The sequence below is a fragment of the Streptomyces sp. NPDC050759 genome (genome assembly GCF_044456945.1).
GTDB lineage: Bacteria > Actinomycetota > Actinomycetes > Streptomycetales > Streptomycetaceae > Streptomyces.
This window is the reverse complement of the sequence record NZ_JBITGI010000003.1, coordinates 241,885-256,391: the sequence shown is the minus strand read 5'-3', so window position 1 is coordinate 256,391 and position 14,507 is coordinate 241,885. Positions and strand designations below refer to the sequence as shown.

Sequence of the window (14,507 nt, the reverse complement as noted above, 5' to 3'; positions counted from 1 at the left end):
TTCCACGGGCGGAAGGTTACCCCCCAGTTAATCTTGAAGGATCAAGGAATACGGCTATCATCACTCGCATACACGGAGTGACCGGCCGTCCACGCAGCGGCCGTACGGTCCTCCGCGCACCCCCTTCGGTTCCTCTCCTCACCGCCCGTGCCCGAGGCCATCCCTCTCAGTGCCCGGGGCAAAGCCACCCCCACCCCTTTTGCGCCGTACGGTCCTCCTCCGCCGTGCGTCGTGCCCTACCGAAAGCAGCGCAACCATGAGCATCAGCAGGGGCAGAGGGCTGCAGGCCAACGCCCTCGGTACCTTCGACACGGTGGTGATGGCCGTCGCGGGCAGCGCGCCCGCGTACTCGATCGCCGCCACCACCGCGGTCCTGGTCGGCTCGGTGGGCCTGGCCAGTCCGGCGGCTCTGCTGTACTGCGCGATCCCCATGCTGGGCATCGCGCTCGCGTTCAGCTATCTCAGCCGGATCGACGTCAACGCGGGCGCCAGCTACTCCTGGGTGGGCCGCACACTCCACCCCTTTCTGGGCTTCGTCAGCGGCTGGGCGCTGGTGATCTCGGCGACCATCTTCATGGTGGCCGGCTCGCTGCCCGCCGGTTCGATGACGCTGGCCCTCTTCGACCAGGACCTCGCGGACAACACCGCGCTGTCGACCGTCGTGGGCGCGGCCTGGTTCGTGCTGATGCTGCTCGTGGTGCTCGGCGGTGCCCGGCTGACCGTGCGCGCCCAGCTCGTCATGTCGGGTGTGGAGCTCGCGATACTGGCCCTGTTCGCGGTGCTCGCGTTCTTCCACACGGGCAACGCGCGCGCCTTCGACTGGTCCTGGCTCGGCTTCGGTCACTTCGACGGCATGCAGGGCTTCGCCTCGGGGGCGCTGATCGCCGCGTTCTACTACTGGGGTTGGGACGTCACCAGCAACCTGAGCGAGGAGACCCGCAACAGCCGCCGTACGACGGGACTCGCGGGGCTCATCGGGGTCGGCATCGTCTTCCTGCTGTTCGAGGTCTTCACGATCGCGGTGAACGTCATCCTCACCTCGAAGCAGATCGAGGAGAACGACGCCAACGTGCTCGCCGTGCTCGGTGAGGAGGTCTGGCCGGGCTGGGGCGGGAAGCTGCTGATCGTCGCGGTGATGCTGTCGACCATCGCCACGCTGGAGACCACGCTGATCCAGGTCACGCGCTCGCTGTTCGCGATGGGCCGGGACCGTACGATGCCGTCCGCGCTGGGCCGGGTGCACCGCCGCTGGAACACGCCGTGGGTGGCGATCGTGGTGGTCGGCGCAGTGGCGCTGATGATGTTCATCGCCTCCAACGCCCTGGGCTCGGTGGGCGACATCCTCTCCGACGCGATCTCGGCGATCGGGCTGCAGATCGCCGTCTACTACGGCCTGAGCGGCCTCGCGGTCGTCGTCGCGTACCGCAAGATGCTGCTGAAGTCCACGGCCGACTTCCTGCTCGGCGGGCTGTGGCCGTTGCTGGGCGCGCTGTTCATGTTCTGGATCTTCGTCGAGTCGCTGGGCGAGCTGAGCACGGCCGCGATCACGATCGGCGTCGGCGGGCTCGCGGTGGGCCTGATCCCGATGTTCTGGTACTGGAGGCGGGGCAGCGACTACTACCGGCCCGCGAAGCTTGACGCGAGCCGTACTGTCGAGGCGGACTACGTACCCGACGGCGGGGCATCGGGGCCTTCGCTCGTCCACGACGGTCTCCCCACCGACTTCTGAGGGGTTGTGCGATGGCGAGAGACCGTTTCGCCCCCGAGTTCGACCCCGACTGCGGGGACGTCCCGCTCACCACCGCCCGCCAGGACATCGTCATCGGCCGCTGGCAGGGCCTGCGGGAGCTGTTGCGCGCCACCGGGCCCGAGTGGCTCTCGCGGGGGCACCGGGTGCGCACGCTCGCCCAGGCCTGCGCGGGCAGTTCGACGGTGGAGTCCTGGCTGGCGGCCGAGCCGCACAACGGTGACGCGCTGGTGCTGCGGGCGGCCACGGAGACGGCCAGGGCGTTCAACCTGGCCATCGCCGCGGGCCGGGGTGTGCCGATCGACCAGCGTCGCATCGACGCCGCGGTGATGGCCTGTCTGCAGGCCGCCGAGGCCTTCGTGGACGACCCGACACCGTGGATCTCCCTGATCTCGGTGGCGCGGCTGTACCCGGCCGGGGTGCGGCGGCAGGAACTGGGGCGCTGGTGGGACGAGCTGCACGGGCGTGACCCGTACAGCGTCGAGGGCCACCTCCAGGTGCTGCACTACTACTCGTCCCGCTGGCACGGCTCGCACGGCCTGATGTACGACTTCGCCCGCGACGCGGCCGGGGTGGCGCCACCGGGCTGCGCGCTGCCCGTGCTGGTGCAGTACGCGCGGGTCGAGGAGTACCGGGCCGCGGCGGACGCGGCCGAGGACAGGCGGACGTCCGTGGGGCTGGGGCAGCACTGGAAGAACGACGGGTCCGTCAGCGACGTACGGCGCACCTGGCAGCGCTGGATCGTGGGCCGGGCCGACCACACGGTGGCCCCGGGTGAGCTGCGTGACCTCAACTATCTGACCCACGCGGCCTGCCACGCGGGCCTCCAGGAGATCGCCATCCCCCTCCTGCAGTTGCTGGACCGCCGGGGCACCCGTACGCCGTGGTCGTACACCGGGGACCCGGAGCGCGAGTTCACGAAGTGGCGCAGGGACTTCAAGGTGCGGGTCTGAGCGTGTCCAGCGGGGTCAGCCGCGGGCCCGCTCCCCGGCCGGCTCCGCCAGGCCCGCCGCCCACTTCTCCTCGATCCGTCCGACCTTCCACACCACCAGCGCGACGACCCACGTGGCGACGAACAACCCCACGATGACGAAGCCCAGGAGGTTGAGGTCGAGGCCGCTGATCCAGTCCCAGAACGGGCCGTGCAGCCCGAGTTTCCCGGCGAGCAGGCCCAGGAGTTCGACCGTGCCGATGAGGAGGGCCACCGCGACGGACAGGCCGGTGACGGTGAGGTTGTAGTAGACCTTGCGGACCGGCTTCGAAAACGCCCAGCCATAGGCGAAGTTCATGAAGGAGCCGTCGATCGTGTCGAGGAGGGACATGCCGGCGGCGAAGAGGACCGGCAGGGTGAGGATCGCGTACCAGGGAAGTCCGGAGGCCGCGCCCGAACCGGCCAGGACCAGCAGGGCGATCTCCGTCGCCGTGTCGAAACCCAGGCCGAAGAGGAGGCCGAGGGGGTACATCTGCCAGGGCGTGGTGATCGACCTCATGACACGGCCGAGCAGGCGGTTCATGAAGCCGCGGTTGTTCAGCTGCTCCTCCAGCGCGGCCTCGTCGTAGCGGCCGGAGCGCATCCGTCGGAACACCTTCCAGATGCCCACCAGGACGACCAGGTTGACCGCCGCGATGAGATAGAGGAACACGCCCGAGACGGTCGTACCGATCAGCGCGGTCACGTCGTGCAGGCGGGAGTCGTCGTCGCGCACGGGTCCCGCGAGGGCCTTCACACCGAGCGAGAGCAGCAGCGCCAGGACGAAGACGACGCTGGAGTGGCCGAGCGAGAACCAGTAGCCGACCGACAGCGGCCGCTGTCCCTCCCCCATCAGCTTGCGGGTGGTGTTGTCGATCGCCGCGATGTGGTCGGCGTCGAAGGCGTGCCGCATCCCGAGTGTGTAGGCGGTCACGCCGATGCCGATGCCGAAGGACTTCTCGCCGACGCCGTAGTGGTGCGGGGCGACGATCGCGACGAGGGTGAACCAGCCGATCACGTGCAGCGCCACCACGACCCCGGCCATCCCGCCCGCCCTGACCCACTCCTGCCGCGTCATGGAGCCACGGACGCGGTGCCATACCGAGCCCCTCGCGGGTCCGGTGGCGGGGAGGAGGGGCGGAGCGGAGTCAGGGGCGGCCGTCATCGGGCGGAGGATCCTTCTTTCGGGGCACGGCCGCACTCAGCAGCCTTGTGCCATCCTCCGGTACCTGCAAGTCATGTGCAGTAAAGCCCGTGACAGGTCTTCCCCACGGCTGGGGAAAGTGCCCTGTCAGGGCGTCGCGTTCGGCCCGTCCGGCCGGTCGCGGCGCTGCTCGACCATCTCGCGGGTGAGGGCCTCGGTCTCCGGCTCGGACAGTCGCTCGAAGCCGTCCTCGGTGATGACGGAGACGATGGGGAAGATCCGGCGGCTGATGTCGGGGCCGCCGGTCGCGGAGTCGTCGTCGGCCGCGTCCCACAGCGCCTGGAGTGCCGCGAGGGCGGCCTCGCGGCGGTCGAGGCCCTTGCGGAACAGTTTCTTCAGGGCGCCTCTGGCGTACGGCGATCCGGAGCCCTCCGCGTGGAAGTCGGTCTTCTCGTAGAGTCCGCCGACGATGTCGAAGCTGAAGATGCGGCCGCGTTCGCCCTCGGGCGCGGAGGGGTCGTAGCCGGTGAGGAGGGGGACCACGGCGAGGCCCTGCATGGCCTGGCCGAGGTTCTGCCGGATCATGCCGGCCAACCGCCTCGCCTTGCCGTCGAGGGTCATGGCGACGCCCTCGATCTTCTCGAAGTGCGTCAGTTCGACCTGGTACAGCTTGACCATGTCGAGGGCGAGTCCGACGGTGCCGGCGAAGGCGACCGCCGTGTGGTCGTCGGCGGGATGCACCTTCTCCAGGTCGCGCTGGGCGATGAGGTTGCCCATGGTGGCCCTGCGGTCACCGGCGATGAGGACGCCGTCGCGGTAGGAGAGGGCCAGCACGGTGGTGCCGTGCGGCACTTGGTCCGGTGCGGCCCGCACACCGTCGGGCAGGACGCGGCGGGTGCTAAGCAGCTCGGGGCGGTGGCCCGCCAGGAACTCGGTGAAGGACGAGGAGCCCGGGGTGAAGAACTCCTCCCCCAACCGTCCGCCGTTCTCGTTCCACGTCATGGCACTCCCCCTCGCCTCGGGCCGACACCCGAAGTCCTACCAGAGGCACGGGGGCCGGAAACTCGTGAGAGCGAGGTGAGGGCGACGCCGATCTGTCCGGACGTCATGTCGGCCCGGGCCCCTTCACGTTGGGCGCGACGTGGATGTCCAGCCCGGCGGCGGGCAGGGTGCGCCAGTCGTGGGCGTAGGCGGGTGGGCTACCGCCGGGCCGGGTGAGGACGGCGACCGGCATACGGCGGGACGCCCCGACGATCCCGGACTCGGTGCTGTTGGTGTTGTGGCCGAACGCCGCCGCCGAGGTGCACCCGGCGTAGTACGCGACGGGCACCGACAGCCGGCCGGTGAGCAGACAGGGCGGGCGCACCCCGAAGCGGTTCAGCTCGGCCGCGGTACGAGCCCAGTCGCGGTGGTCGCGCGTGGTGCGGTGCACCGCACGCTCCAGCACGGCGTACTGCACGGCCAGATGTCCCGCCAGTCCGATCCCGAGCAGTACCGCCACGGCCGGACGCCACCGGCCCGACGGGGTGGTCGCCAGGTGGAACAGCGCGTCGGCGACCGGGATCGCGAGCAGGGCGTAGGCGGGCAGCAGGAAGCGGGGAGCCGCGTATCCGATCAGGAAGAGGTAGGGCACGGCGGCCGTCGCGGCACAGGCCAGCGGGATGAGGGTGACTCGCGTGCGCCGGGCCCGGACCGCGACCACCAGTCCGACGACGGCCAGCAGCGGGAGGACGGCCCACCAGGCCATGACGGCGGGGTCGGGCAGCGGTCCGGTGCAGGGGCGGCACAGGGCCCGGCCGCCCAGGCTGCGCAGCTGGTCGTCGACGGCGAACTGCGGGCCGAGGCCGCCCTGGATGCGGGAACCCTCGTGCAGACGCTCGGCCAGGCCGCCGTAGCTGACGTACGCCTCGATCACCCACTGCGCACCGCCCGCCACCAGTCCGGCCACGAGGGCGAGGGAGGACCGCGGACGGCGGCCGACAACTGCGGCGACGAGCAGCGGGAGGGCGACCCACACGGCGTCGGTGGGCCGCATCCACGCCATGAGCGCGGTACCCGCCACGACACCCCACAGTGCCCTCGGGCTCTCGCGGGCCCGCAGGAAGCAGCCGACCGCGCCCAGCCCGCCGACGGCGACCCAGTAGTTGGGCATGGCCTGGGGGCCGTAGAACAGAGTGATCCACAGGGAGGCGAACAGGGCGCCGCCGACGGCGAGGACACGGACCGGGAAGAGGCCGCGCCAGGCGCGCAGGGCCAGGTAGAGGCCGAGGCCGGAGAGCACGGCGAGGTAGACGCGCAGGAGTTCGGTCGAGGTCGACCAGCTCGCGATCGGCGCGACCAGCAGCGAGACGCCGCGGGCGCGCGGGGCACTGAAGAAGGCGGCCGGGGCCTGCACGCCGACCTGGCTGACGTAGACGGTCTCGTCCCAGCCGAGGCCCATGCCGGGGCGGACCAGGACGAGTTGGGCCAGGGTGAAGGCGGCGGCCACCGCGGCAAGCGGCCGGGCGCCTCCGTCCGGCCGGGACGCGCCGAAGGCGAGCAATGCCGTACGTCTTCGCTCGCCGACCAGCAGGGCGCTGTCGCCGTGAGCCATCGTCAACCCCTCACCCCCGTGTGCCGCGGGGACTTGATCCACTTCACAAAACATGGCCAAGGTAACCCGCGGCAGCAGCGGGTGCAGGGTGGGGATCGGCCAAGCGGTGCCTGTCCGGATCGCGCCCTCGGGGTCAGCGGGCGTGGGGGCTGCGATGCGCCGGCTGGCTCGGGGCCGGACGGTCCCGCGGAGGTGGGACGGGGCGGACGACCGGGCCGTCGCCGTTGACGGTCAGGGCGGCGCCGTGGTGGCGGATCGTCAAGGGTGCGCCGGACATCAGGGTGTACGTCGCCTTGTCCGGGCCGATCTCCACCCGCAGACAGCGCCCGAGGAGTTGGAGGTTGAAGGCGAGGCGGCTGAACCGCTCGGGCAGCCGGGGCGCGAAGCGGAGGGAGTCGCCGTCACGGCGCAGACCGCCGAATCCGGCGACGAGGGCCGTCCAGGTGCCGGCGAGGGAGGCGATATGGAGTCCGTCGCGGGTGTTGTTCTCCAGGTCGGCGAGATCCATCAGCGCCGCCTCGGCCGTGTAGGCGTACGCCAGGGACAGGTGTCCGGCGCGGGCGGCGACGACCGCCTGGACGCAGGCCGACAGCGAGGAGTCCCGTACGGTCAGGGGCTCGTAGTAGGCGAAGTTGCGGGCGATCTGCTCGTCGTCGTGGAACTCCTCGAACCAGCCACTGCACAGGTACATCGCCAGCACCAGGTCCGCCTGCTTGACGACCTGTTTGCGGTAGATGTCGAAGTAGGGGAAGTGCAGCATCAGCGGGTACTGGTCGGCGCGGGTGCCGGCGAAGTCCCACTGCTGGTACCGGGTGAAGCCCGCGTGCTGTTCGTGCACGCCCAGCTCGTCGTTGTACGGGATGTGCACGGCCTCGGCCGCGTCCCGCCAGGCGGCGCTCTCCTCGTCGTCCACGCCGAGTGCGGCGGCCTGTTCGGGATGGCGGGCGCAGGCGTCGGCGGCCGCGAGGAGGTTCGCGCGGGCCATGAGGTTGGTGTACGTGTTGTCGTCGGCGATCGCGCTGTACTCGTCGGGGCCCGTGACGCCGTCGATGTGGAAGACGCCGTGGTGGTCGTGGTGGCCGAGCGAGCGCCACAGCCGGGCCGTCTCCACGAGGAGTTCGACGCCGGTGTCGCGTTCGAAGTCCGTGTCCCCGGTGGCCTCGGTGTAGCGCACCACGGCGTCCGCGACGGCGGCGTTGACGTGGAAGGCGGCGGTGCCGGCGGGCCAGTAGGCCGAGCCCTCCGAGCCCTCGATGGTCCGCCAGGGGAACGCGGCCCCGTTCAGCCCGAGTTGGGCGGCGCGGTCGCGGGCGGCGGGCAGGGTGTGCTGCCGCCAGCGCAGGGCCTCGGAGACGGCGCCGGGCTCGGTGTAGGTGAGAAGGGGCAGGACGAAGGTCTCGGTGTCCCAGAAGGCGTGCCCGTCGTAGCCCGACCCGGTCAGTCCCTTGGCGGGAATGGCCCGTTGCTCCGCGCGGGCGCCTGCCTGGAGCACATGGAAGAGCGCGAAGCGGACGGCCTGCTGGATCTCCTCGTCGCCGTCGACCTCGACGTCGGCGCGGGCCCAGAAGTCGTCGAGGTAGCCGCGCTGTTCGTCCAGGAGTCCGTCCCAGCCGCTGTGACCCGCGGCCGCGAGAGCCGCGTCGACCTGGTCGCTCATCGCGGGCCGGGAGCGGACCCCGGACCAGCCGTGCGCGACGAGCTTCTCCATCCGCAGCCGCTGTCCCGGCTCCAGGACGGAGGTGACGGTCAGCCGGGCCAGGTCCACCGTCTCCTCGCTGCTCGTGGTGGTGCGTTCGGGTCCTTCGACGACGTGGTCGGCGGCCACCGCGACCCTCAGTCCGCTGTGCCGGGTGCGGTGCACCAGCCGCAGACGGGTGCCGTCGGCGAAGCCTTCCTCGTGTTCCAGCGGCGACTTCAGGGCCTTGGAGGCGCGCGGGTCGCCGTTCGCCCCGGGCAGGCTCTCGTTGCTGACGAGTTCGGACTGGATGACCACGCGGGTGCGGCTGTCGACGGGTTCCACCTCGTAGGCGACGGCGGCGACCGCCCGCTGGGTGAGCGAGACGAGCCGGGTCGAGCGCAGCCGTATCCGCGATCCCGCCGGTGAGATCCACTCGCAGGACCGCTCCAGGACGCCCCGGCGCAGGTCGAGGGTGCGTTCGTGGGCGACGAGACGGCCGTAGCGCAGGTCGAAGGGCTCGTCGTCGACGAGGAGCCGCACGATCTTGCCGTTGGTGACGTCGATGACGGTCTGGCCGGACTCCGGATAGCCGTAGCCGGCCTCGGCGTACGGCAGCGGATGCAGTTCGTGGACGCCGTTGAGGTAGGAGCCGGGCAGGCCGTGCGGTTCACCCTCGTCGAGGTTGCCGCGCCAGCCGACATGGCCGTTGGACAGGGCGAACACGGACTCGCTCTGGGCCAGGACCTCGAGGTTGAGGGAGGTCTCGCGGACGGCCCAGGGCTCGACGGTGTAGGAGCGGTGGGTGATCACGCGTGTCCTCCCAGTTCGGCGAGGCCCTTCACGACGATGTCGGCGCCGTGCTCGTAGAGGGCGTCGGTCTGTCCGACGCGGTCGAGGCCGACGACGTATCCGAAGCCGCCCGCGCGGCCCGCGTCCATGCCGGCGAGGGCGTCCTCGAAGACGGCGGACCGGGGTGCGTCCAGGCCCAGGTCGTGGGCGGCGGCGAGGAAGGTGTCGGGGTGCGGCTTGCCGGGCAGGTGCCGCTCGGCCGCGACCACGCCGTCGACGCGTACGTCGAAGAGGTCCTCGGCGTCGATCGCGCGCAGCACGTCACGGCAGTTGGCGCTGGAGGAGACGATCGCGGTGCGCAGACCCTGTGCGCGGGCCGCCCGGATGTAGGTCAGGGTGTCGTCGTAGGCCTCGACTCCCTCGGTGCGGATCTTCTCGAGGACGAGGGCGTTCTTGCGGTTGCCGAGGCCGTGGACCGTCTCCGCGCCCGGCGGATCGTCCGGATCGCCGTCCGGCAGTTCGATGCCGCGGGAGGCGAGGAAGGTACGCACGCCGTCGGCCCGCGGCAGACCGTCGACGTACTCGTCGTAGTCGTGGTCGTCGAAGGGCCGGAAGTCCTCGCCCTCGCGTTCCCGCAGGAACGCGTCGAACATCTCCTTCCAGGCGGCCGCGTGCACGACGGCCGTCCTGGTGACGACCCCGTCGAGGTCGAACAGGCAGGCCTTGATCTCTTCTGGCAGACCGAGCTCCGTCATACAGGACACGGTTCCCTGCGAAGCGCCGTGCCAACAGGCGGATTCAGTCGTGCGGGAAGGAGTGGTGCTCGTGGGCCACCAGCCAGCGGCCGCGCTCCTTGCGCAGACCGAAGGTGAGTCGGAGCCGGAAGTCGGGGTGTTCGGCGAGTTCCTCGGGGGTGGCGCAGCGCACCAGGGCGTGGGCGTAGGCGACGTCGGAGCCGGCGGTGATGTCGAGGGACTCGATGTCGAAGCAGGCGCCCTGGGCCTGCCACGCGAAGAAGGGCGGCCAGGCCGCGCGGTAGGCGGCGAGGCCCCGGATGCCGTGGTGGGGCGGCGGCACGTCGAACATCACGAGGTCCTGGGCGTGGTCGGCGATCACGCCGGCGAGGTCGCCGCGGTGGACGGCCGCGGCCCACCCGGTGATGAGGGCACGGATCTGCGCCTCGTCGTCGGAGGAGTCGGAGGCATGGGAGGCCTGGGAGGCCTGGGAGGCGTGGGAAGCCTGGGAGGCGTGGGAAGCCTCGAAGTCGTCGAAGTCCTGGGGCACGGCTGGGCCTCCTTTCTCCCCTTCCGCTCTCCAGGGTGCCTGGCCGACCTGTGGTCGACGAATGACACACTCGGCGTGTGCCGCTGACCTTCGACGACCTCCTGACCCGCGCCCGTTCCCTCGCCGGACCCGAGGGGCGGGCCGTCCTCGGTATCGCCGGTCCCCCCGGCTCGGGGAAGACGACCCTCGCCGAGCATCTGGTGCGGGCGCTGAACGGCCCCGGGGAGCCCTGGGTGGCGCACGTCCCCATGGACGGCTTCCACCTCGCCGACGTGGAACTGGACCGCCTCGGTCTGCGTGACCGCAAGGGCGCGCCCGAGACCTTCGATGCGGGCGGATACGCGGCCCTGCTGCGGCGGCTCCGCGAGGAGACGGACGGCGACGTGGTGTACGCGCCGGGTTTCGAGCGGGTCCTGGAGCAGCCGATCGCCGGGGCGATCCCGGTGCCGGCGACCGCCCGGCTGATCGTGACCGAGGGGAACTACCTGCTGCTCGGCACCGGCGCGTGGGCGCGGGTCCGGCCCGCTCTGGACGAGGTGTGGTTCTGCGCGCTCGACGAGGACGAGCGGGTGCGCCGACTGGTCGCCCGGCACGAGGAGTTCGGCAAGACCCACGAGGAGGCGTTGGCGTGGGTGCTGCGCTCGGACCAGCGCAACGCGGAGCTCGTGACGGCGACCCGGGACCGGGCCGACCTCGTGGTGCCGGTGGCGACACTGCCGCGCGTCGACACCCGGGCGTAAGCCCTTCAGCAGGCGGACAGCGTCAGTTCCGGCTCACCGTGGGCGTCGCCCGCCGGGTCGCCGACGCGTGCGGTGAACGCCCCGGTGTGCACCGTGAGACCGTCGCCCTCGCGCTCGAAGGTGGCCGTGAAGCTGCCCCCTGGCCCGTAGCGCACGGCGAAGACGTGCAGGTCGTCCGGGGCGTCCGGCACGGGGCCGGCCTCCAGCGCGGTGGAGCTGACCAGGTGGCGCCAGCCCTCGTCGGGGTTGCCGTACCCGCGGGGGTCGGCGGCCAGCGCGAACGCCGCCTGCTCCTGGGTCGCATCCGAGCGCGCGTCGAAGTGGTCCACGCCCTGCGCCTGCGGGTGCGTCAGCCGCAGGGTGCCCGCGGAGGCCACCTGTGCCTCGGCCGTCCGGCGCACCCGGTCGCCGTCGTCCTCGGCGTACGGCAGACCGGCCAGCAGGTAGGGCGTGCCGGGGAGCCGTTCCACCGAGACCGTGGTCCACAGGCTCGTGCCGTCGGTGACGTACAGGGACTGGATGTGGCGCAGGACGTGGTCGCGGTCGACGACCGGCTTGGTGACCAGCTTCGCCGCGAGGCCGTCGACACGCACGTCACGCACCCGGACCCGACCCATGGGGCGGCACAGCAGGAAGCCGTCGACGACCGGGCCGAAGCCGTGCCGGCGGTCGACGGCGGCGGGCAGGTAGTAGGTGCCGGCCGCCTCGACCACAGCCGGAGTCATCGTGCTGTCGAAGGCCACCGAGACCGTACCCGCGCGCAGTTGGTGACGGGCGATCGGCGTGGACGGCTCCCGGTGCCAGCGCGTGGTGTCCTGGATCTGCCAGACCAGCATCCAGGCGAAGTGACCGTCCACCCCGCCGTCCGCCTTGACCGCGTGCCGGGCCCAGCGGGAGTCGCCCCGGTAGCGGCCCAGGTCGGCGCCGATACGGGCACCGAAGTACCGAAGGCCCAGCACCGACTCGAAGGCGGAGTGCTGCTCGCTGTAGCGCGGGCCGCCGTTGTCGAAGCCACCGTTCGTCAGACGGGCGTCGAGGTAGCGGGCCAGGGCGTCGCCGTCCTCGGCGAAGATCTCCTCGCCGCTGATCCGGTGGGCCTGGGCGAGGAAGGACAGGGAGATCGGGCCGTAGTTGTTGTCGTAGGCGCCGCCGTGCTCGGGCGGCAGGGCCGCACCTCGGTCCTCGACCCGGTGGGCGCGGATCTCGTCCCGGTACAGCCGCAGTGCCCGCGCACGGACCGACTCCGCTTCCGGGCCCGGCAGATGGGCCGCCAGCATCAGACCGCCGACCACACAGCCGATCGCCTGGTTGCCGGCCTCCTGCGGGTTGAAGAAGGTCGCCTCGGTGAGCCAGTGCCAGTATCCGCTGGCCGTGTCGAGGAGTTCGGCGCGCTGTCCGTCGGCGACCAGACCATCCGCCGCGTCGAGGAGGTTCACCGCCTGGAGCAGCGCCCACACCGTGCTCGGCCAGTCACCGATGGGGTGTGCGCCCGGCGACAGGGTGTAACGGGCGTACGGCAGACCGGAGTTGCGCACCTTCAGGTTCGGGTAGCCCGGGTTGTCGTCGATGTAGACCCGCTCGCGCAGGTGGAAGGCGAGGCTGCGGCCGACCGCCTCCGGCAGCCTCGGGTCCTTGCCGCGCTGCCAGGCGAAGGCGAGCAGGGAGGTGATGCCGAGCGAGGTGTCGCCGATGTCGTCGACACAGTCGGGGTGTTCGAGGTTGCCCTCGGGCGTCAGCCGGGCGAGGGCCTGCTCGACGACATCGGCGAGGACGGCGTCGTACGCCTCCGGGGTGTCCGGGAGGTCGTGCAGCGGGCCGCGCTGGTGCGTGAGGTGCACGGGGATCAGTCCTTCATGCCTGAGCGGTGGCGCGCAGTGCGAGGGTCAGTGTCTGCGGTCCGTGCCCACCGATGTAGACACGGTTCCCGGTCGTCGCGTCGGTGCCGCCCACCACGGTGTAGTCCTGCCCCGGGTCGTACCGCAGTACGTCGCTCTCGTCCGGCCCGGCGAGTGGTTCGCCCGCCTCGACGCCGGCCTCGACCCGGATCTCGTCGTCGCCGACCCGGTACGTCATCGGCCCGGTCGTCAGGCACCAGCGTCCGTCGCCGATCGGTACGGCGCCCTCGGTCACGCCGCCCGGCCGGAAGGTCAGTTCGAGGGCCCAGGGCACCGGTGGGCCGCTGATGTCGATCCGCAGGTCGGCCCCGTCCTCCCGCAGGTCGACCTCGACCCGGGTCGTGTGGGAGACCTCGTCCTGAGGACGGTCGGGGAAGGCCATCGCCGCGGAGAAGCGGCCCTCGTCCCCCAGACGGTAGGCGCCGTCGTCGCGCCTCCGGTCCTTCGGGAGCGGCTGGTAGTAGGCGGCCGTGAGGGTTTGGGTGAGCCGGTACCGGTTGTCGGCGAACTGTTCCATGTCGGCGGCACGGAACGGGCCCAGGTCGAAGAACCCTCGCGAGAGGCGGACCGCGTCGAGGACGGCGGCACCGGCGAACAGGCGCAGGAAGGTGGGGTTGCAGGCGAGGCCCGAGCGGATGCGCCGGTGCTCGGGCACGTCGGAGCCGCCGTACACCACCGTGTGCGCGATGGCCGAGGCGCGAGCGGCGAGGCGTGCGGTGGTGAGGTACCGGTCGCGGGGCAGTGTCTCCTCGGTCGGTACGGGCAGTGGGCGGCACAGGTCCGGGGTGAGGAGGGTCTCGGCGAGCAGGTCGGGGTCGTCGATACCCCCGGCGGCCGCCAGCCGGGCCACCCGGGCGAAGTCGCCCCGGCCGGTGCGGATCGCGAGCAGCCGGTAGTGCGGCAGGTAGGGCGCCAGCGGAAACGGGCCGTTCTGGTCCTGCCGTCGCGAGTGGACGGTCTCCACCGTGCCGTCCGGCCTGATCAGGTCCAGGGTCGCGGCGAGATTGCGTTCGACGGCGTAGAGCAGGTCGGCGCGGCCGAGCACTTCGGCCAGCAGCAGCAGCGACGGGTTGGACACGTGGGCCGCGTAGTTGGCGCTCCGTTCCGAGTACAGGCCCTCCGCGTCGATGTCGACGCCCTCGGCGAGCCACTCCTCGATGCGCTCGAGCAGCCGGTCGTCGGGGAACGACCGGTGCAGCCGGGCGAGCGCGGCGCTCAGCTCCCAGCGGTGGTTGGGGGTGTGCACGCCGCCGGTCAGGAGACTGGCGGTGGCGGCGCCGGCGATCTCGGCGAGCGCGGCCGTGGCCTCGCCCAGTTCCGGCCCCGCGTCGGCGGCGAGGACGTACGCGTCGCACACGTCGTTGACGGTGAAGGCGGAGTCGGGCGGTGACTGCACGTTGTCGCCGCCGGCGAAGAGGCCGGTGGGTGTCTGTACGGCCCGCAGGGCGCGCAGGTGGGTCATCGCGGCGGCGACGGCCTGTCCGCTGCCGTGCAGTGCCGAGTCCGGCGAACGGTAGGCCGCGACCAGGGTCTTCACCCGCCGCGCCAGACCACGGTGCGGCACACCGGCGGGTTCCTCGTCGGGGGCGGCCGCCGGCGGGACGGCCGACCGGTCGGCGGCGGCGGCCGCCGCGCGGACGAACTCGTGGTCGAGCGGGGTGGGCAAG

The 14,507-nt window shown here is 71.7% G+C and carries 11 protein-coding genes; 3 read left to right on the top strand and 8 right to left on the bottom strand.

Annotated elements, in window-relative coordinates; genetic code table 11:
- Positions 1-256 precede the first annotated feature (256 nt).
- Together ACIBJB_RS11105 and ACIBJB_RS11100 are read left to right on the top strand one after the other, a co-directional pair.
- Positions 257-1,729, top strand: coding sequence for an APC family permease (locus ACIBJB_RS11105; RefSeq protein WP_398928956.1), 1,473 nt, complete (start codon positions 257-259; stop codon positions 1,727-1,729).
- Positions 1,730-1,740: 11 nt separating this feature from the next.
- The gene (locus ACIBJB_RS11100; protein ID WP_398928954.1) at positions 1,741-2,700 is read left to right on the top strand and encodes a hypothetical protein; all 960 of its coding nucleotides are present in this window, start codon (positions 1,741-1,743) and stop codon (positions 2,698-2,700) included.
- Positions 2,701-2,715: 15 nt separating this feature from the next.
- Here ACIBJB_RS11100 and ACIBJB_RS11095 read toward each other — a convergent pair whose 3' ends face one another.
- The 6 genes from ACIBJB_RS11095 to ACIBJB_RS11070 all read right to left on the bottom strand — a co-directional run bounded on the left by ACIBJB_RS11095 (position 2,716) and on the right by ACIBJB_RS11070 (position 10,205).
- Positions 2,716-3,882 carry a HoxN/HupN/NixA family nickel/cobalt transporter gene (locus tag ACIBJB_RS11095; protein ID WP_398928952.1) on the bottom strand — a complete coding sequence of 389 codons (1,167 nt, stop codon included), beginning with the start codon at positions 3,880-3,882 and terminating at the stop codon, positions 2,716-2,718.
- A 126-nt stretch (positions 3,883-4,008) separates the two neighbouring features.
- Positions 4,009-4,863, bottom strand: coding sequence for a proteasome subunit beta (prcB, locus tag ACIBJB_RS11090; RefSeq protein ID WP_398928950.1), 855 nt, complete (start codon positions 4,861-4,863; stop codon positions 4,009-4,011).
- Positions 4,864-4,966: 103 nt separating this feature from the next.
- Positions 4,967-6,454 carry a hypothetical protein gene (locus ACIBJB_RS11085; RefSeq protein WP_398928948.1) on the bottom strand — a complete coding sequence of 496 codons (1,488 nt, stop codon included), beginning with the start codon at positions 6,452-6,454 and terminating at the stop codon, positions 4,967-4,969.
- Positions 6,455-6,587: 133 nt separating this feature from the next.
- The gene (locus tag ACIBJB_RS11080; RefSeq protein WP_398928946.1) at positions 6,588-8,942 is read right to left on the bottom strand and encodes a glycoside hydrolase family 65 protein; all 2,355 of its coding nucleotides are present in this window, start codon (positions 8,940-8,942) and stop codon (positions 6,588-6,590) included.
- Positions 8,939-9,676: a beta-phosphoglucomutase family hydrolase gene (locus ACIBJB_RS11075; protein ID WP_398928944.1), complete on the bottom strand. Its 738-nt coding sequence runs from the start codon at positions 9,674-9,676 to the stop codon at positions 8,939-8,941. The genes ACIBJB_RS11080 and ACIBJB_RS11075 overlap by 4 nt, the downstream gene beginning before the upstream one ends.
- A gap of 43 nt (positions 9,677-9,719) precedes the next feature.
- Positions 9,720-10,205: a YybH family protein gene (locus ACIBJB_RS11070; RefSeq protein ID WP_398928942.1), complete on the bottom strand. Its 486-nt coding sequence runs from the start codon at positions 10,203-10,205 to the stop codon at positions 9,720-9,722.
- A gap of 77 nt (positions 10,206-10,282) precedes the next feature.
- Here ACIBJB_RS11070 and ACIBJB_RS11065 point away from each other — a divergent pair, with 77 nt between their 5' ends.
- Positions 10,283-10,945 carry a nucleoside/nucleotide kinase family protein gene (locus tag ACIBJB_RS11065; protein WP_398928939.1) on the top strand — a complete coding sequence of 221 codons (663 nt, stop codon included), beginning with the start codon at positions 10,283-10,285 and terminating at the stop codon, positions 10,943-10,945.
- A gap of 5 nt (positions 10,946-10,950) precedes the next feature.
- On the opposite strand, the gene ACIBJB_RS11060 is transcribed toward ACIBJB_RS11065, so the two are convergent.
- Positions 10,951-12,783 carry a hypothetical protein gene (locus ACIBJB_RS11060; RefSeq protein WP_398928937.1) on the bottom strand — a complete coding sequence of 611 codons (1,833 nt, stop codon included), beginning with the start codon at positions 12,781-12,783 and terminating at the stop codon, positions 10,951-10,953.
- 13 nt (positions 12,784-12,796) lie between these two features.
- Entirely contained in the window at positions 12,797-14,506 is a 1,710-nt protein-coding gene (locus ACIBJB_RS11055; RefSeq protein ID WP_398928935.1) for a hypothetical protein, read from the bottom strand.
- Between the last annotated feature and the right edge of the window lies 1 nt (position 14,507).